The sequence below is a fragment of the Nonomuraea longispora genome, from assembly GCF_004348345.1.
Lineage (GTDB): Bacteria > Actinomycetota > Actinomycetes > Streptosporangiales > Streptosporangiaceae > Nonomuraea > Nonomuraea longispora.
The window spans coordinates 21,930-39,216 of record NZ_SMJZ01000024.1; the positions used below are offsets into that span (position 1 = coordinate 21,930).

The 17,287-nt window shown below is 71.1% G+C and carries 20 protein-coding genes; 9 read left to right on the forward strand and 11 right to left on the reverse strand.

What is annotated here, in order from left to right:
* The first annotated feature begins 26 nt into the window (after positions 1 to 26).
* The gene (locus E1267_RS44170) at positions 27 to 194 is read left to right on the forward strand and encodes a hypothetical protein (protein ID WP_165959527.1); all 168 of its coding nucleotides are present in this window, start codon (positions 27 to 29) and stop codon (positions 192 to 194) included.
* Between the two features lie 111 nt (positions 195 to 305).
* Here the strand turns inward: E1267_RS44170 and E1267_RS09335 are convergent, their stop codons facing one another.
* Positions 306 to 965 carry a response regulator gene (locus tag E1267_RS09335; RefSeq protein WP_132331830.1) on the reverse strand — a complete coding sequence of 220 codons (660 nt, stop codon included), beginning with the start codon at positions 963 to 965 and terminating at the stop codon, positions 306 to 308.
* Positions 962 to 2,116 (reverse strand): sensor histidine kinase, encoded by a 1,155-nt coding sequence (locus E1267_RS09340; protein WP_132331832.1) that lies wholly within the window; start codon positions 2,114 to 2,116, stop codon positions 962 to 964. The genes E1267_RS09335 and E1267_RS09340 overlap by 4 nt, the downstream gene beginning before the upstream one ends.
* Positions 2,117 to 2,498: 382 nt before the next feature.
* Here E1267_RS09340 and E1267_RS09345 point away from each other — a divergent pair, with 382 nt between their 5' ends.
* On the forward strand, positions 2,499 to 2,681 hold the full coding sequence (locus E1267_RS09345) for a hypothetical protein (protein WP_181957770.1): 183 nt from the start codon (positions 2,499 to 2,501) through the stop codon (positions 2,679 to 2,681).
* 129 nt (positions 2,682 to 2,810) lie between these two features.
* Positions 2,811 to 3,446 carry a hypothetical protein gene (locus E1267_RS09350; RefSeq protein ID WP_132331834.1) on the forward strand — a complete coding sequence of 212 codons (636 nt, stop codon included), beginning with the start codon at positions 2,811 to 2,813 and terminating at the stop codon, positions 3,444 to 3,446.
* 70 nt (positions 3,447 to 3,516) lie between these two features.
* On the opposite strand, the gene E1267_RS09355 is transcribed toward E1267_RS09350, so the two are convergent.
* The 4 genes from E1267_RS09355 to E1267_RS09370 are packed head-to-tail and all read right to left on the reverse strand — an operon-like array spanning position 3,517 to position 8,251.
* Positions 3,517 to 4,959, reverse strand: coding sequence for a sulfatase family protein (locus E1267_RS09355; RefSeq protein ID WP_132331836.1), 1,443 nt, complete (start codon positions 4,957 to 4,959; stop codon positions 3,517 to 3,519).
* Positions 4,960 to 4,983: 24 nt separating this feature from the next.
* Positions 4,984 to 5,838 (reverse strand): carbohydrate ABC transporter permease, encoded by an 855-nt coding sequence (locus E1267_RS09360; RefSeq protein ID WP_132331838.1) that lies wholly within the window; start codon positions 5,836 to 5,838, stop codon positions 4,984 to 4,986.
* Positions 5,835 to 6,767 (reverse strand): carbohydrate ABC transporter permease, encoded by a 933-nt coding sequence (locus tag E1267_RS09365; protein ID WP_132331840.1) that lies wholly within the window; start codon positions 6,765 to 6,767, stop codon positions 5,835 to 5,837. The genes E1267_RS09360 and E1267_RS09365 overlap by 4 nt, the downstream gene beginning before the upstream one ends.
* Entirely contained in the window at positions 6,764 to 8,251 is a 1,488-nt protein-coding gene (locus E1267_RS09370) for an ABC transporter substrate-binding protein (protein WP_132331843.1), read from the reverse strand. The genes E1267_RS09365 and E1267_RS09370 overlap by 4 nt, the downstream gene beginning before the upstream one ends.
* A 223-nt stretch (positions 8,252 to 8,474) precedes the next feature.
* On the opposite strand from E1267_RS09370, the gene E1267_RS09375 reads away from it, so the two are divergent.
* Together E1267_RS09375 and E1267_RS09380 are read left to right on the forward strand one after the other, a co-directional pair.
* Positions 8,475 to 9,503 carry a LacI family DNA-binding transcriptional regulator gene (locus tag E1267_RS09375; RefSeq protein ID WP_132331845.1) on the forward strand — a complete coding sequence of 343 codons (1,029 nt, stop codon included), beginning with the start codon at positions 8,475 to 8,477 and terminating at the stop codon, positions 9,501 to 9,503.
* A gap of 378 nt (positions 9,504 to 9,881) precedes the next feature.
* Positions 9,882 to 10,487: a cysteine hydrolase family protein gene (locus E1267_RS09380; protein ID WP_132331847.1), complete on the forward strand. Its 606-nt coding sequence runs from the start codon at positions 9,882 to 9,884 to the stop codon at positions 10,485 to 10,487.
* Positions 10,488 to 10,869: 382 nt separating this feature from the next.
* Here E1267_RS09380 and E1267_RS45555 read toward each other — a convergent pair whose 3' ends face one another.
* The 3 genes from E1267_RS45555 to E1267_RS09395 all read right to left on the reverse strand — a co-directional run bounded on the left by E1267_RS45555 (position 10,870) and on the right by E1267_RS09395 (position 12,737).
* On the reverse strand, positions 10,870 to 11,247 hold the full coding sequence (locus tag E1267_RS45555; RefSeq protein WP_220449395.1) for a PQQ-dependent sugar dehydrogenase: 378 nt from the start codon (positions 11,245 to 11,247) through the stop codon (positions 10,870 to 10,872).
* 2 nt (positions 11,248 to 11,249) lie between these two features.
* On the reverse strand, positions 11,250 to 11,828 hold the full coding sequence (locus E1267_RS45560) for a PQQ-dependent sugar dehydrogenase (protein WP_220449396.1): 579 nt from the start codon (positions 11,826 to 11,828) through the stop codon (positions 11,250 to 11,252).
* A gap of 174 nt (positions 11,829 to 12,002) precedes the next feature.
* On the reverse strand, positions 12,003 to 12,737 hold the full coding sequence (locus E1267_RS09395; protein ID WP_132331849.1) for an SDR family oxidoreductase: 735 nt from the start codon (positions 12,735 to 12,737) through the stop codon (positions 12,003 to 12,005).
* Between the two features lie 118 nt (positions 12,738 to 12,855).
* On the opposite strand from E1267_RS09395, the gene E1267_RS09400 reads away from it, so the two are divergent.
* Positions 12,856 to 13,620 (forward strand): TetR/AcrR family transcriptional regulator, encoded by a 765-nt coding sequence (locus tag E1267_RS09400; RefSeq protein WP_132331851.1) that lies wholly within the window; start codon positions 12,856 to 12,858, stop codon positions 13,618 to 13,620.
* 170 nt (positions 13,621 to 13,790) lie between these two features.
* Here the strand turns inward: E1267_RS09400 and E1267_RS09405 are convergent, their stop codons facing one another.
* Together E1267_RS09405 and E1267_RS09410 are read right to left on the reverse strand one after the other, a co-directional pair.
* Positions 13,791 to 14,096, reverse strand: coding sequence for a hypothetical protein (locus E1267_RS09405; protein ID WP_132331853.1), 306 nt, complete (start codon positions 14,094 to 14,096; stop codon positions 13,791 to 13,793).
* Between the two features lie 66 nt (positions 14,097 to 14,162).
* Entirely contained in the window at positions 14,163 to 14,774 is a 612-nt protein-coding gene (locus tag E1267_RS09410) for a TetR/AcrR family transcriptional regulator (RefSeq protein ID WP_132331855.1), read from the reverse strand.
* A gap of 125 nt (positions 14,775 to 14,899) precedes the next feature.
* Here E1267_RS09410 and E1267_RS09415 point away from each other — a divergent pair, with 125 nt between their 5' ends.
* The 3 genes from E1267_RS09415 to E1267_RS46235 are packed head-to-tail and all read left to right on the forward strand — an operon-like array spanning position 14,900 to position 17,167.
* The gene (locus E1267_RS09415; RefSeq protein WP_132331857.1) at positions 14,900 to 15,763 is read left to right on the forward strand and encodes an SDR family oxidoreductase; all 864 of its coding nucleotides are present in this window, start codon (positions 14,900 to 14,902) and stop codon (positions 15,761 to 15,763) included.
* A gap of 46 nt (positions 15,764 to 15,809) precedes the next feature.
* A complete protein-coding gene (locus E1267_RS09420; RefSeq protein WP_132331859.1) occupies positions 15,810 to 16,586 on the forward strand; it encodes a MerR family transcriptional regulator in 777 nt (258 codons plus the stop codon).
* Complete coding sequence (locus E1267_RS46235; RefSeq protein ID WP_246063654.1) at positions 16,583 to 17,167, forward strand: hypothetical protein; 585 nt, start codon at positions 16,583 to 16,585, stop codon at positions 17,165 to 17,167. The genes E1267_RS09420 and E1267_RS46235 overlap by 4 nt, the downstream gene beginning before the upstream one ends.
* The last annotated feature ends 120 nt before the right edge of the window (positions 17,168 to 17,287 follow it).

The window sequence follows — 17,287 nt, forward strand, 5'->3', positions numbered from 1 at the left end:
ACGAGGGGATCGTCCACAGGACTCGGATGGTGCCGCGCCCTTCGCGGTCCGGGGTGGTGCCGTCCGAGCCGGTCGTCGCCGTTCCCGTCGTGGTCCTCGCCCGGATCTGCCCGATGTCCGAGGCGACCTGCCGGGTCTGCGACCGGGCGCGCCAGGCTGTCGCCGACCTTCCGCCGGGCTCCGGGCTGCGGTGACCGGCGCACGGTGGCCGGCCACCTGGGTCACCGACGATCTGGCATGGAGCGTGGCCCCGTCCGGCCATCCGCACGCTCACGTCAGGCGTGCGGTTCCGTCCCAGGACGGGCTCAGGTCACCAGGCCCCTGCGGTAGGCGTAGACCACCGCCTGCACGCGGTCGCGCAGGTCGAGCTTGGTGAGGATGCGTGACACGTACGTTTTGACGGTCTCCTGGCTGATCACCAGGGACGCGGCGATCTCGCTGTTGGACAGGCCGTCGGCGATGAGGCGCAGGACCTCCAGCTCGCGCGGGGTCAGCGCGGGTTCTTCCGGTGTGCTCTCGGCGGGGCGGATCCGGGCGGCGTACCTGCCGACGAGCTGCCGGGTCACCTCGGGGGCCAGCAGCGCGGCGCCCGAGGCGACGGTGCGGATGCCGTGCAGCAACTGCTGGGGCGGGGCGTCCTTGAGCAGGAAGCCGCTCGCCCCGGCGCGCAGTGCTTCGTACACGTACTCGTCGAGGTTGAACGTCGTCACCACGAGCACCTTGACGGGCTGCGAGACCCCGGCTCCGGCCAGCCGGCGGGTCGCCTCGATGCCGTCGAGCACCGGCATGCGCACGTCCATCACGACGATGTCCGGGTTCACCTGGCGGGTGAGCTCGATCGCGGCGCGGCCGTCCCCGCATTCGCCGACCACCTCAAGGTCGGGCTGCGCGTCGATGATGGTCGAGAACCCGGTGCGGATGAGCGGCTGGTCGTCGCAGACCAGGACCCGGACGGGCGCGGTCACGACGGTCCCCCGGCGGGGACTCGGGCGCGTACGAGGAAGCCGCCGTCGGGGCGCGGGCCCGCGTCGAACTCGCCGCCCAGGGCGTCGACCCGGTCGCGGAGCCCGGCCAGGCCCCGCCCGCTGCCGCCGGGTGAGCGGGTCCGCGATCCGGAACCGTCGGTGCTGATCTCCACGCTGATCTCCTTGTGGGCATGGCGTACGCGCACTTCGGTGCGGCTGCCGTGGGCGTACTTGAGGGCGTTGGTCAGAGCTTCCTGTACGACCCGGTAGGCCACGAACTCGGCGCTGCCCGCCGACTCCGGCGGTGTGCCCTCTTCGTCGAACTCGACCGGCTGCCCGGCCTGGCGGGTCTGCTCGACAAGGCCGTGCAGGTCGCCGGCGGAGGGAGTGCGGCCGTCGGTGTCGTGGTCGGGGTTGAGCAGGTCGAGCAGGTGCCGCAGGTCGGTGATGGCCCGCCGGCCGGTGTCGGTGACGGCGCTCAGGGTCGCGTCGAGGCGCTCGGGTGCGGCGGTCAGGTAGCGCGCGGCCTCGGCTTGCACGACCATCGCCGTCACATGGTGGGTGACGACGTCGTGCAGTTCGCGGGCGATGCGGGTGCGTTCGGCGGCGCGGGTGGCGGCGGCGACGTGGCGGCGGCGTTCGGCCTCGGCGGCGCGGGCGGAACGCAGCCAGGCTCCGATGCACCAGGCGAGGACCAGCACCACGTAGAGCAGCACGATGTCCGCGAGCGGCTCGCCCGAGCCGAGCCGGTCGAGCGCGACCATGAGCGGTACGAAGGCGACGGTCAGGAGGACCGCGGTGGCGCGGCGGTGGCGCTCCAGATGGGCGCCGACGCTGACGAGCGCGATCGGCAGGGCGGTGCCCGCCATCGCGTGGACGCCGAGGAGCTGGTCGAGGGAGAAGCCGAGCGACACCAGGACGATGCAGACGCCCGGCCACCGGCGGCGCACGGTGAGCGGGAGGCACTCCAGCGCGACCACGAGGACGGCCAGCACGTCGTAGTCGCGGGTCGGCAGGATTCCGATCTGGGTTCCGTGGCCCTGGAACTCCGGCAGGAGCGAGCCGACGAGCAGCAGCAGCGCTAACGGAGCATCCCGGAGTGTGACGTCGCAGCGCCGCCACAGCTCCGCGATCCGCCGGAGATGGATCATCGGGGCAGCCTAGCGCTCGTGGCGGCCCTGTCGCTGCGCCGGATGGGGACCGGACAGCCGTGGAACGCGGCCACGAGCCGCTCCAACACTCGCATGACGACTCCTTCACGAGCTTCCGCCTTCCGCGACCGGAGCGCCGCGGTTACCAGGAGAACGTTAGGGATCGCACGGCCCGGAATCGTCCCCGCTCGGTGGACATTCAGGGGTAGCTCGTACGGGGGACAGGCGGCGGGCCGGGCGGATCACGCCGGGGTTGTCCCCCGTGCGGGCTACAGGCGGATGTCCACCGTGCGGGGACGCAGAGGGACCCCTCCGATCCGTAGCGCGACCACCAGGTCGTCCCGGCCGGCCACTCCCTCGGCGGCATCATCGCGCTGCCGAGATGCGCGCCCAGCAAGCAACTGGAGAAGGCGCGGAGCGCCGCCGGCGCGGGTGGCTCGCCCTCTCCGGCAACAGCAACCTGAGCACCGCCGCCAGGAGCGGTCACTACATCTACACCGACCAGCCCGACGTCGCCGTCAAGGCCATCGAGAACGTCGCCAAGCGGGCCACGCGCCAGGGATAGGCGCATTCCTGGAGCTGGTGTGCATGACCAGGTGCCGGGGCGGGCTCGAACTGAGCTCATCCTTGACAGTAAACCTTTACTGTTTGATGCTATGGATCTTGTCCCGGTGTCGCACACCGAAGGAGTGTCATGTCCCGCCTCGTTTCTCCACGTCTCGGCCTGGCGTTAACCGGCGCGGCGCTGTCCGCCTCCCTGGGGCTCAGCGGCGGCCCGGCAGCCGCCCTCGCCGCACCCACGGACGGACAGACCGCCGCCACCGTCAACGACGGCCCCCCGCTCAGAGTGGCCTACCTGTCCGACGGCGAACTGCCCGACATGGGCCTGCCGTGGGTCAAGCGCACGGACCACTCCGCCGACGACGGGACGCCCGACTGGCGCCACGCCCGCGAAAGCAGCGTCACCGAAGAGACTGCCGACGGCTGGACTTTCGCCGCGATCAGCAGCATCTCCAAACACCTGAGCATGGCAGACGCCGACTACTACGCCGATCATGCGGCCCTGCTGGAGGCCGCCCGCAAGAACGGCGGAAGCGGCGGCACTGACCCGATGCAGTTCGAGAAGATCAGCACGGTCAACGGTGTGGATGTTTACCACATCAAGTATTACGTGTGGGGCTACTACGTCTTCGACGCGGTCGAGTTCATCGCGCGGGACGGGCTCTACACCTTCAGGTTCTCGCTCCAGCTTCCCAAGGCCTACGCGGACCTGCCCGACCTCGCTCCCACGATCGCCGGAGTGCAGAGCAACCTGGACGAGCTGCCGTAGCCGGAAGTCCAGCCGGGTGCCGCCCGAGCCATCCTCGCTCCGCTTGGGCGGCGTCGCCGCGGCGCCGTCCTCACCAGTAGGCATCCCGGGGCCGGCTGCGGTCCTCGGTGGCGACCAGGACGTCGAGCAGGAGCTCCTGGAGTTCGGCCCGGGTCGTCGCATGGGCCGGGTCGTCCCACAGGTTGTCCAGTTCCACCGGGTCGCTCTCCAGGTCGTACAGCTCGCCGGTGCGGGCGCGGGTCGTGGACGGCGGGCCGTGATAGACGACGATCTTCCAGCGGTCGTGCCTGAGCATCGTGGTGTGCACGGGCTCGTCGTACGGATGGCCGCTGTTGCGGTATTCGCACAGGGCCCAGCCCCTGACCGGCGCGCCCCGCTCGCCCCGGGCCAGCGGCAGGAGGTCGAGCCCCTGCCCGCGGGGGAGCGGCGGCGCTCCAGCGGCGGCGAGGAAACTCGGCGCCAGATCGATCCACTGGACCAGCTCGGAGCGCCGTTCACCGGCGGGCAGCCCGGCGGGCCAGCGCATGACGAGCGGCACCCGGACGGCGCACTCGTACATCATCGGGCCCTTCAACATGAGCTGGTGGTCGCCGAGCATCTCGCCGTGGTCGCTGGTGAAGACGACCAGGGTGTCCTCGGCCAGGCCCTCCTCGTCGAGGGCGGCGAGGATCCTGCCGACCTCGTCGTCCACGAGGCTCACCATCGCGTAGTAGTTGACCCTGACGTCGTGCAGCTCGGCTTCGGTGTACTCGGTGTAGCCGCGGGCGTGGCCGGCGTAGGAGCGGTGCGAGGCCTCGGTCAGCACGGGCGGCTTGCCGGCGAGCTCCTGGTCCCGGGTGACCGGGCCGCGCAGCGTCCTGCCCCGGTAGCGGGCGACGTACTCCTCCGGCGCCCCGAACCCGTGGTGCGGGTCGAAGAAGTTCGCCACGAAGAAGAACGGCTTGCCCGGGTCGCGTGAGCGCCGCAGGTAGTCGATGGTCTCGTCGCCGATCCACCGACTGTAGTGGTACTCCGTCGGCATCGCGTCGAAGCCGGCCCCCGGACCGGGGCGGGCGGCGGCGTCGTACAGGTCCGGCCGTACGGCCCGGAGCCACCGGTGGTAGGCGTTCTCGGACGATCCGGGGTAAGGGTCGTGCGCCCATCGGAACACCCGGAAACCGTCGTCCAGCCGCGGCTCCAGCCGGCCGCCGAAGCACGCGCCGGCGACGTGGAACTTCCCGGCCAGGCCGCAGTCGTAGCCATGGCCGGCCAGGACGCGCGAGAACAGCTGCTCGTGCGCGGGCAGCCCGACGCCGTTCGCCCAGGCGCCGTGCGCGTGCGCGTACCGGCCGGACATCAGGCTGGCGCGCGACGGCCCGCAGACCGGCGACTGCACGTAGCAGTTGTCGAACAGCACCCCCTGCTCGGCCAGCCGGTCGAGGTGGGGCGTGTCGATCTCGTCGTTGCCGTAGGCGCCCAGCGCGTCGAAGCGCTGCTGGTCGGTGCAGATGAGCAGGATGTTCGGTCGGTTCATTGCTTTCCTTCGAGGTGGGGCGCGTCAGGACTTCACGGCCCCGGCGACGCCTTCGACGAAGTAACGCTGGAGCGCGAGGAAGACGAGGAGCAGTGGGATGAGCGAGATGGTGCCCGCGGCGGCCAGGCCGGACCAGTCGGTGGAGTTGGTGCCGCGGAAGGCGAGCATGCCCACCGCGAGCGTGCGCAGGTCCGGGCGGCTGAAGGTGAACACCAACGGCAGGAAGAAGTTGTTCCAGGCCGCCAGGAACGTCATGACGCCCACCGTCGCGGTGACCGGTCCCGCGAGCGGCAGCATGACGCGGAAGAACGTCCGCAGGAAGCCCGCACCGTCCATGATCGCCGCTTCCTCCAGTTCGCGGGGGACCCGGCTGAAGTAGCCGGCGTAGAGCAGGACGGCGGCCACGTGGCCGCTGCCCGCCAGGGCGAGGACGATGCCGGTACGCGAGTTCAGCAGGCCCATGAGATCGCTGAGCTCGACCACGGGGATGATGGTGAGCCCGTGCGGCGCGAACAACGTCGCGACCAGCACGGCGACCACGGCCCGCTTGCCGATGAAGTTCCTGCGGGCGATGACGTAGCCGGCCAGGGCGCAGCGCAGCACGACCAGCGCCACCGTTCCCAGGGTGACGACGACGCTGTTGACGGTGTACAACCCGAAGTCGGCGTCCTGCCAGGCCCGCGCGTAGTTCTCGAAGTGCAGCGCGTCGGGGATCAGGCCGAGCCCTCCGGAGAAGACTCCCAGCGAGTCCTTCAGCGAGGCCGAGAAGATCCAGAGCAGTGGATAGACCCATACCACGCAGATGACGGCGAGCACGATCACCTGTGCCCAGATCCCGAGCCGGCGGCGCTTGGCCCGCAGGCCGCTCGCGGCGCTCATGAGCGGCTCCTCACGCGGTCGGCGTAGCGGATGCCCACGGCCTGCAGCGCGGCGAAGACGAGCGTGACGAGCCCGAACAGCACGCCGAGCGCCGCTCCGTAGCCGAGCCGGGGCGTGGAGCCGGCGAAGGCCTGCTGGTAGATGTAGACCTCCGTGGCGAGGGTGGAGAAGAACGGCCCGCCGTTCGTCATAGTCAGCACCAGGTCGAAGATCTGCATGGTCTCGATCGCCGTGAGGAGAACGATGATGATCAGGAACGGCCGCAGCAGCGGGAGCGTCACGTGGCGCAGCGCCGCCCAGCCACCGGCGCCGTCCGTTCTCGCGGCCTCATAGACCGTGGTGGGGATCGTCTGCAGCGCGGCCAGCCAGTAGACGAGCGTGATGCCGAACCACTTCCACATGTGCACGCCCATCACCGTCCACAGGGACGTGCCGGGGTCTCCGAGGAAGTCGACCGGCTGATCCACGATCCCGAGGTCGAGCAGCAACTGGTTCACCGGGCCGCCGGCGGGGTCGAAGATGAACCCCATCACCACCCCGATGATCGCCGTCGTCGTCACCGCGGGCACGAACAGCGCGGTCCTGAACACCCTGGCGAGCGGCAGTCTCGGGTTGTTCAGGACGAGCGCTGTCAACAGGCTCAGCCCCACCCGCAGCGGCACGGTCACCGCGATGATCGTCAGCGTGACCCCGAGCGACTTCCAGAACAGCGGGTCGCCGAACGCCTCACGGTAGTTGGCCAGGCCGACGAACGGCCGCTCGGCGCCCAGCCCCTTCCAGTCGAGCATCGAGTAGTACAGGCTGGAGATGATCGGCCAGACGGTGTACGCGCCGAACAACAGCAGGGTGGGCAGCAGGAAGACGTACGCCCACCGCTCCGACCAGATCCTGACGGCGAGGCTCGGGGCCTTGCGTGTCACGCTGCTCATGACGTCCGGTACATCTCCGCCGTGTAGTCCTTGCCCGGCCGCCAGTTCGGGAACGTCCAGTCGTCCAGGCTCACCTTCACGCCCTTCTCGGCGATGGCCCGCGTGGCGCGCTCCCGCTCGGCGGCGAGCTTGCCGGTGTGCTCGCGCAGGGCCTTGCGAATGTCGGTGAGCTCGCCGCTGAGGATCCCCTGCGTGATCTCGCCGAGCGTGGGCCGCGGCTCCTTCATCTCGGTCAGCACCTGCGCGACGGCGGGATTGCGGACGACGGGACTGGGCGCGAGCCGTACGGCCTGGCCGAACAGCTCGACCGCGCGCTTGTACGTGGGATGCACGTCCGCCGTCGACACGGCCTCCAGGTCGAGGGGCACCTGGTCCATGTACGTGGACAGCGCCCGGTGGAACTGGGGGCCGGTGAAGCGGGCGAGCAACTCGGAGGCCGCCTCCACGTGCCGCGACTGGCTGGACACGAACAGCTGGCCAGGGGCGGGAGCGCCGTAGAGGACCGGCTTGCCGCCCGGCGACGGGACGGGACCGACGCCGACCTTGCCGAGGAACTGCTTGAACTGCCCGTTGACGACGCCGATGTTCCATGACCCGTCGAAGAACATGCCCGCCACTCCGGTCGCCCACCTCGCCCGGGCGGTTCTGGCGTCCAGCGACGTAGACGCGGGGAACACGACCTTGTCGCGGACCAGGGACAACAGAAATTCCAGCGTCTGGACGAACGGGTCGCTCGCGTAGGCGTAGTCGCCGGTGCGCGGGTCCACCAAGCCCTTCTCGTCCGCTCCTGGGGTCATGGCGAGCGGGGCGCCGGCGGACATCGCCAGCTCGATCACGTGGCTCTGCAACCGTTCGTGGAACTGCAGGCCCTGGATCCAACCGTACGCGTGGCCGCCGCCGTCCTTGGTGATGCGCGCGGCGATGGAGCGGAACTCGTCCCAGGTCGCCGGGCCGTTGTCGGGGTCGCCGCCGGCCTTCTCGACCAGCTCGCGGTTGAACCAGGAGAGGGTGGCGTACTGCCGGGCGGTGAAGAGGGGGAAGGCGTGGAGCTTGCCGTCGAAGACGTGCAGCCCTTCGAGCAGGGTGTCGGCGGGGAGCTTGGCGCGGATCGCCTCCTGTCCCGCCAGCGGCGCGAACCAGCCACCGGCGACGAGGGACGCCTCGGACGATCCGAGGCCGGCGATCGTGTGCACGTCGGCGATCTGGTTGCTCTTGAACGCCAGTTGCAGCGCCTGGCCCATCTCGTTCGGGTTGTACACCTCGTGCTCCACCCGGACGCCCGGGTTGGCCTTGCCGTACTCGGCGAAGATGCGCTCGTTCAGCGGTCGCAGCGGCTGGAAGTGATCCCACCAGCGCAACGCGTCGCCTCCGGCCGCCGGGGCGGCCTCCTGTTCCGAGGTGCGGGCGCACCCGGCGGCGCCGAGGGCGGCCGCGAGAGCGCCGCCGGACAGCCCGAGGAATCGTCGCCGGCCGAACGTCGTCATGGAGGTTCTCTCCTTCCCGCCGGGACCGAAGCGGGGGCGATGGTAGGGAAGTCACACCCGAAGGCGAACGTTCGCCTATGCTGAGTCACGCCACCCGACCCCGTCAACCCCCCACCGCCGCCGTAGAGGGGCGGCTGCCACCAGGCCCCTGTGGCACAATTGCGCTGTCCGGCAGTGGCGTGGCGACGCCGCATGCGAACGTTCGCCTTCCGGAGGTGACCCCGTGGCCAATGTCTCGCTCAGAGACGTCGCCGCGCGTGCCAACGTGAGCTTCCAGACGGTGAGCAAGGTGCTCAACGGCAAGGGCGCCGTCGCGCCCGCCACCCGGCAGCGCATCATCGAGGCGGCCGAGGAGATCGGCTACGTCCCCAACGCGCTGGCCCGCAGCCTGCAGTCACGCAGCTCCCTGACCCTCGGCGTGATCACCGTCGACTTCAGCAACGCGACGCCGGCGCAGTTCCTCGTCGGCATCGAGCGGGAAGCGCGCCGGCACGGCCTCAGCGTGATCCTCAGCAGCCTGGAGCCCGACGGCTCCGACTGCGTGCGCTATCTGCGCGTGCTGATGGAGCGCCGGGTGGACGGGATCATCATGAACGCTCCTGCCACCGAGGAGGACGAAGAGGTCGGGCGGCTGCTGCGCGCCGGGCCGCCCGCCGTCAGCCTGCACGAGATCGCCGGCGGCGGGGTCCCGCGCGTCACCGTCGACTCCGAGGCCACCGCGGCGCTCCCGGTCCGCCACCTGATCGCGCTCGGCCACCGCCGCATCGGCGTGGTGACCGGCCTGCGGCAGCGTCACAGCGCGCAGCGGCGCACCGCCGTCTACCGTGAGGTGCTGGCCGAGCACGGTCTGCCCTACGACGCCCTGCTCGTCGAGGACGGCGCATGGGAGGTCGAAGGCGGCTACGCCGCCACCCACAGGCTGCTCGACCGGGCCTCCGGCATCACCGCGATCTACGTCCAGAACGACCTCATGGCCGTCGGGGTGCTCAACGCGCTGCACGAGCGCGGGGTCTCCGTCCCCGGCGACTGCTCGGTCGTCGGCTGCGACGACCACCCGGTCGCCGCCAGGACCATCCCGCCGCTGACGACCGTCCGCATGCCGTTCTTCGACGCGGGGGCGGCCGCCGTACGCCTCCTGCTCGAACGCATCGCGTCCGGACCGCCGGGGGACGTCGTCCTGCCCGTGTCCATGGTCTACCGCGCCTCCACCGCCTCCCCACCGGCCGGTTCGACCCGGATCGCCCGGAGGTAGGCGGGGACGGCCAGCACGCGCCGGTTGCCGTCGTCGGCCTGGAGGCCGAGCTTGGCGAGGGTGGATGCGGTCGGGCGTCGCGTGCTTGATCGCGTTGGCGACCGCCTCGCTGGAGATGTGGTACAGCGACGACTCCACCGGCGGCGAGAGGCGCCCGTCGGCGTCGACCGTGACCGGGACGGGCACTGCTCGTCAACGCCCTGCACGACCCCGCCACCGGACACCCGTGGGCGGTGAACGTCGCCAGGCGGATCGGCCGGGAGGACGCGCGGCCCGCTGCCGGCCGGAGCCCTGCCCGTCCTGGGAGGCTGACGCGTCACCGCGAACCCGATTGCTCGAAACCGCCCGATCCGGCCGTCGTGAAGGCAGAATCTGATCATGTCTTTCTCGCTCGACGCCACCGCTGTCCTGGCCCTGCACTGGCAGATCAACGTGATCAAACCCGAAGGCTTCTTCGGCGGGTTGCTCGCGGAACCCGTCGAGCGCAGCGGCGTGGTCGGGCGGGCCACGGCCTTCCACGACGCGGTCATGGCGCGCGACGTGCCGGTCGTCTTCACCCGCTTCACGGTGCCCGACGGCGGCGGCACCCTCGTCCGCAACACCGCGTTCATGCGGTCGGTCGGCGACGCGCAGACCGCGTTCCGTCCCGACGCCCCGGGAACGGGGATCATCCCGGAGATGGCCGCGCAGGCCGGGCGGAGCACCGTCGTGGACAACCAGCGGCTGTCCGGGCTGGCGGGCAACGGACTGCCCGAGTGGCTGGCCGCGCACGGCATCACCACGCTGCTGCTCACCGGGGTCGCCACCAACCTCACCGTCGAGCAGACCGCCCGGCACGGCACCGACCTGGGCTTCACCGTGCACACGATCTCCGACTGCGTGACCGCGGCCGGCGACGACGCCCACAACGCCTCCCTGGGCAACCTGGCCATGGCCACCGCGGGCTGCCTGACCGCCGAAGCGGCCCTCGCCCGGTTGGCGTGAGACCGGCGGGGCTCGGGTCGACCGCCACGCGGAGGTGTCGCCGGCGCGTGTGGCGTGGGGGAAGTGCTGGGTGCCCTTGGTGATCGCGCCGGGCATGACGATGCGGGTCTCGATGCCGAACGCGTTCGCCTCGTACGACGTCGCCACCGCCAGGGTGTCGAACGCCGCCTTCGACGCCGAGTACGGGCCGGGGACGGGCGGCGCGGTGACGTCGAGCAGTTCGCGGCGGCGCGCGTCATTGCGTCCGTACGGGTCCAGCATGCTGGCCCACACGGTGTGCCCGGCCCGGGTGAGCGCCTGGGCGGTGAGGTTGCCGATGCCGGTGGCGGCCCCGGCGATGAGGACGGTGGACATGGTGGGTCTCCGTTTCCGGGGTGAAGGGTCAGGAACCGGGGCGGACCAGTTCGACGCGCAGGATGCGGTCGTCGCCCGGCCGGGGGTCGGTGCCGCCCCACGTCGCCTCGTCGGTGTTGGAGGTCGTGATCCACAAGGAGCCGTCGGGCGCCGGTTCCACCGTGCGGATCCGTCCGTGGCTCTGGACGAAGTAGGCGACGGCGTCGCCGTCCGCTCGGGGCCCGTCCACGGGCAGGCGCCAGAGCCGCTGCCCGCCGAGCGCGCCCATCCACACGGCTCCGCCCGCGACGGCGATGCCGGACGGCGAGGCGTCGTCCGGGTGAAGGGTGAAGATCGGACGTTCGCCGTGGGAGCCGTCCCCGCCTTCCGACTCGGGCCAGCCGTAGTCGCGTCCGGGGCGCAGCACGTTCAGCTCTCGTCCCAGGTGCGGTGGCCGAGTTCGGAGGCGTACGCGGTGCCGTCGGGGCCGAAGCGCAGCCGCCCGCCGTGGTGGCGGTCGGCGGTCTCGACGCCTTCGACGATCACCCGTTCCTGGCGCAGGGAGCGCAGGTCGGGGGCGAGGCGCAGCGTGACGACGCGGTTGGTGGGCGAGGCGGAGACGTAGGCGTACACGGTGCGGTCCCTGTCGAACGCGGGCGAGACGGCCAGCCCGAGCAGGCCGCCCTCGGAGCTCACCTCGACGCCGGGGACGGTGCCGATCGGCACGGGGTCCCGGCCCGGCCGGATGTGCAGGATCCGGGCCGAGGCTCGCTCGGACACCAGGGTGGAGCCGTCCGGGAGGAACGCCAGGCCCCACGGCATGGCCAGGCCGCGGGCGATCTCGGTGACCTCTCCGGGCACCAGCCCGCGCGCGACCGCAGCCGTGGTGCTCTGCGGTGTGGTGCTCATCTGTGAGGCGCCGGACTCCGGTGCGGCGCAGCCGGGCAGCACGGCCAGGGCGCAGAGCAGGGCGGTGACGGCGGCGCCGGTACGTGGGATGAGGATCATGGCTGATCTGTCCTTCATGTCGCGCCGGGCCGGGGACGGCGCTCCGCCCCCGGCCCGGGCCGCTACGTGGCGAACCGGTGCTGCAACTGCTGGCAGGTGAAGCCCGCGACGGCCCCCAGAGCGGTGCCGGCGATCAGCGTGAGCAGTCCCGGAAGCATGTGCTGGGTGGGAAAGTCAGGCCGCGCCGCCGTTGGCGAACACGACCTGGCCGTTGATCCAGCGGCCGGGCCCGGCGAGGAAGGCGACGACCTGCGCGATGTCCTCCGGGGTGCCGAGCCTGTTCAGCGCGCTCAGGCCGGCGATCCGGTCGATGACCTGCTGTGACTTGCCTTCGAAGAACAGCTCCGTGGCCGTGGGGCCCGGCGCCACCGCGTTGACCGTGACGTCGCGCTCGCCCATCTCCTTGGCCAGGATCGGGACGAGGGCCTCCACCGCTCCCTTGGTCGCGGCGTACGCGCCGTAGGCCGGCAGGTGCAGGCGGGTGACGCTGGTGGAGAAGGCGATGATGGCGCCGCCGGGGCGGATCCGGCGGGCGGCCTCCTTGGCCGTGACGAACGTGCCCCGTACGTTGGTGCGCACCAGCCGGTCGAGCTGGGTCAGGTCCAGCTCCCGGACCGGCTGCAGCGCCATGACGCCCGCCGCGTTGACGAGGACGTCGACGGGGCCGAGGAGCCGTTCCACGGTGTCGAAGGCGTCGGCGACCTGCTGCTCGTCGGCCACGTCCGCCTGCAGTGCGATGCCGCGGGCGCCGGCCGCCTCGATCTCGCCGACGGTGGCGTCCGCCTCCTTGGCGTTGGAGGCGTAGACGACGGCGACGTTCTGGCCCGCCGCGGCGAGCCGGGCCGCGACGGCGCGGCCGATCCCCCGTGAGCCGCCGGTGACGATGGCGGTACGTGTTGCGCTACCCATGAGCTCTCTCCCTGCTCAACTGCTAACAGTTTCACGTTAACACCTTCGCGGAGCCGATAACAAGTAAGTGTTAGCAGTTGGTTTATCGGTAGGGGTTGCTGCCTGTTAGCATCGATACATGGCTGGCTCGAACAAACGGGACGCGATCCTCGACGCCGCGGCTGACCTTCTCGCGCGTGAAGGCAGGGACGCCGTCTCGACCAGGGCCGTCTGCAAGGCCGCAGGCGTGCAGGCACCCATCCTCTACCGGCTGTTCGGCGACAAGCAGGGGCTCCTGGACGCCGTCGCCAGCCGGGGACTCGCCGCCTACATCGCCGAGAAGCGCCGCATCACCCCCAGCGGCGATCCCGTCGAGGACCTGCGGCGCGGCTGGGACCTGCACGTCGGCTTCGGTCTCGCCGAACCCGCTCTCTACGCCCTGATCTACGGCAGCCCCCGACCGGGCGCCGAGCCCGAAGGCGCCAAGCAGGCCGCCGAGATCCTCGCCGGCCTCGTGCACCGTGTCGCCCTGGCCGGCCGGCTGCGCGTCCCCGAGGAACGGGCGGCGCGCGTGGTCCACGCGGCCGGGCGCGGCACCACGCTGTCCCTGATCGCCATGCCGGAGGCCGAGCGCGACATGGAGGCCGCCAGGATCGTGCGCGAAGCGGTCATCCACTCGATCACCGAGCCCGCCCCGTCCGCCGATCCCTCCTCCGGCCCCTCCAACGGGCACGTCCGGACCGGCAGCGACGTCGTCGCCGGCGCCATCACCCTCAAGGCATCCCTGGGCGACCTGGAGGTCCTCACCCCCTCCGAGAGCCGGCTGCTGGCCGACTGGCTCGACCGCATCATCGAAGGCCAGGCCACTCGGTCCACCAACTCACAAACCCCCCACCAGGCGTGATCGCCGGGCTTCGCGAGCCCCACGGCCCGCCTCCGCCGCAATGACGACCCTAGAGGTGGCGCCCCCTGGAAACCGTGGCCGTGGAGGACCTTGACGACCTGCTCGCGGGCCTGCGGCAGGCCGACGCCCAGAGCCTCGGCGCCGTCACCATGGAGGAGGCCGATCGGTTGTCAGGCCGAGGGTGCGGTGGCGGTGCGTCGTAGGGCCAGACTGATGACCATCGCGAGCGTCATCGCGGCCGTTCCCGCCCAGGCGGCGGTGGTGAAGCCGGTTTCGGTGGGGAAGGTGGAGCCGGCGCCGGTGTGGGCGGCGAGCACCAGCCCGGCGAGCGCGCTGCCGATGGAGAAGCCGACGCTGCGCACGACCTGGACCACGCCGCTCCCGCCGGCCAGGACCGTCATGGCCCGCCCGCGCAGCCGGGGCACCAGCAACCGGCCCCCGGCCCCTGGCCGGGACTCGGGCGCGGTGCTGGTCATCGGCTCGTCTCGGTGTCCCGGCGTTGACACGCCGCCGACCTTACCGTGACGGGTCACGCCTAAGAGTCAGGGGCGTGGGCGCAGTCCGTTGAGCGCGGTCTCGACGACGCTGTCGGCATAGCCGGGGGTGAGCGCTCCGGTGCGCTGGAGCCAGCGGTTGAGCAGCGGCCCCCAGATCAGGTCGACGGCCACGTCGAGGTCGAGGTCGCCGGCCAGTTGACCGGCCCGCTGGGCGCTGCGCAGGCGACCCTTTTTCAGCTCTCTCATGGGGCCGTCCAGGCGTTCGGCGTAGAGGGCGGCGAGTGCGGGATCGTGCGTGATCTCCGTGTTGAGCGCGCGCATCGGCTCGTCGTAGCGCGGGTCGTTGAGCTCTTCGATGGTGGCCCGCAGCACCGCCTTCAGGTCCGCCTCCAGGTCGCCGGTGTCGGGCAGGGCGCTGTCTCCGCTGCCCGGCTGTTCGCTGAGCATGAGGAAGGCGTCGAAGAGGACCGCTCCCTTCGAGGGCCACCAGCGGTAGATGGTCTGCTTGCCGACACCGGCCCGCGCCGCGATGCCCTCGATGCTCAGCTTGGCGTATCCCACCTCCTGCACCAGCGCGAAGGCCGCGGTGAGGATGGCCCGCCGGGAGGCCTCGTTCCGGCGGGGCGCAGGGGAGGGCGGCTTGCGCTGTGTCGTCATGCCGCCAACCTAACAAAGGATGAGACGAGACGGTCCGTCTTGACTCGGTGAAGGAGGGGTTGTACGGTCGCCTCACAAGACGAGACGGACCGTCTCGCCGTACAGATGCGATCGGAGCTCCACCCATGCGCACCCCGAACACCGTCTCCTCCACCCGTACCTGGTTCATCACGGGAGCCGGCCGCGGCCTGGGCCGGGCGTTCACCCTCGCCGCGCTGGAGCGCGGCGATCGCGTGGCCGCCGCAGCCCGGACCGTCAAGCGACAGGACTTCGACGACCGGTACGGAGATCGGCTCCTCGTCCTGCCCCTGGACGTGACCGACCGCGACGCGGTGTTCGCCGCCGTCGGCACCGCGGTCGAGCATTTCGGCCGGCTCGACATCGTGGTGAACAACGCCGGCACCCTGTACTCCGGCATGATCGAGGAGTTCACCGAAGCCCAGGCGCGCGCCCAGCTGGAGGTCAACTTCTTCGGGGCGATGTGGGTCTGCCAGGCCGTCCTGCCGCACCTGCGCGCTCAGGGCTGCGGTCACATCGTGCAGATCTCCAGCATCGGCGCCCTGGGCGGCTTCCCCAGCACGGGGATGTACAGCGCGAGCAAGTTCGCGCTGGAGGGCATGAGCGAGGCGCTGGCGATGGAGGCCGCACCGTTCGGCGTCAAGGTCAGCATCGTCCAGGCCGGCGGCTACTGGACCGACCTCTACACCAGCATGACGACGGCGTCGCCCGCGCCGGAGTACGCCCCGTTGCGCGCCGAGCTGGAGAGACAGTGGGCCGAGGGCTCGATCGACAGCGAGCCGCGGCTGGCCGCGGAGGCGCTGCTGAAGCTGGTCGACAGCGCGGACCCGCCGCTGCGGCTGCTGCTCGGCAGCATGGTCTACGACCTGGCCTTCGACATCTCCCGGCGGCGGATGGAGACCTGGGCCGCATGGGAGCAGGTCAGCCGTGATGCCGAACACGCCGTACCCGCCCCAGGAAACGCCGGCTGACCACGCCGGGTGACCCTCCCACAGAGGGAGACACCATGCTGGGGGCATGGACGAGGGACTGCTGCCGATCGGGCAGTTCGCCAGGCTCAGCCGGCTGAGCGTCAAACAGGTGCGGCACTACGCCCAGCTCGGCCTGCTGGTGCCCGCGTACGTCGACGAGCACACCGGCTATCGCTACTTCCGGCAGGAGCAGGCGCGCGCCGCGCTGTCGATCGGGCTGCTGCGTTCGCTCGACGTCCCGCTCGCCGCCATCGCACAGGTGCTGTCCGGCACGTCCGGCGTCCTGGAGGAGGTGCACGAGCGGCTGGAAGCAGAGCTGGCCAGGCGCCGGTCGACGCTGGCCGCCCTGGAACGCGTCATGGCGGAGGGCCTGCCGTCCCCTCCGGTCACGGTGGTCACAGAACCGGCGCGGCGGGTGGCGGTGGTCACGACGGCGGCGGCGGATCCGTCGGAGATCGGCGCGGCCACCTCGGCGGCCGTCGCCGGCCTGCTGCGCGCCGGGCCGCCGGGCGTCGCACCTGAGCTCATCGGCCTGTTCCCGCTCGACTTCGGCGAGCCCGTCCCCGTCACCGTCGCTCTGGTCAGCGAGGAGCGGGTGGCGGGGGCCGAGCCGGACGTGCTGCCGGGCGGCCGGTTCGCCCGCGCCACGCACGTCGGCCCGTACGACCAGATCGGGTTGACCGCGTACGCGCTGCTGTCCTGGTGCGCGGAGCGGGTCGGCCCCGTCCGCGGCCCCATCCGCGAGGTGTACGTGTCGGACCCGGCGACCACCCCGCCCGACCGGCTGGTCACCCACCTGATGATTCCCCTGGAGGAGTCGTGACACCGAAAGTGGTCCGCTACGGACCGGTCACCTGCCTGAACGTCACCGGCATGGGAGAGCCCGGCGGCGCCGAGCACGTCTCCGCCGTCGGCGCCCTGTACGCCGTGGCCGCCGCCATGGGCGGTCCGGCGGGGCCGCTGGAGGGCCGCTGGGACGCCGATCATGATCACCCCTGCCTTGTGCGCCCGTACGACGTTCGCGAGGACCTGCTTGTCCTTGATCAGGGCGTTGATGCCGGGACGTTTTGCACCTCCACTCCTTCGAACATCAGGACCTGGACCCGCAGCGGCCCTTTGCGCTTCGGTCCGGGCGCGGCCGACGCCGCAGACGTCGCCAGCGATCCGAGCGCGGCGGCGCCCGTCGCGGCGGCCGACGTTCTGAGAAAACTTCTGCGTTCCCTTAGCCAGCTCTCGAAGTCGCGTTTCCGGCTTATGCTCCGCAATAAAACTCAAGGATCGTGTGTCATCTACGGGTCGCGCCGTGAAGCTTGCGTGAAGCGTCTCTTCCCGCGAAAGAACATGTTGCCCCTGCCCTTCCCATCTCATGAGAACTTCATGTTCTCCGTCGTGCGCTCCACATGATTCCCGCGTTGTATGGCGAGGGCAGGAGTGTTCTGCGTCACACGCACGGCAGAAAGCCGCCATTCGCAGGGTTTACTCGAAACAGCGTCCGGCCCAATGAACGGCACGTTCACCAGAATG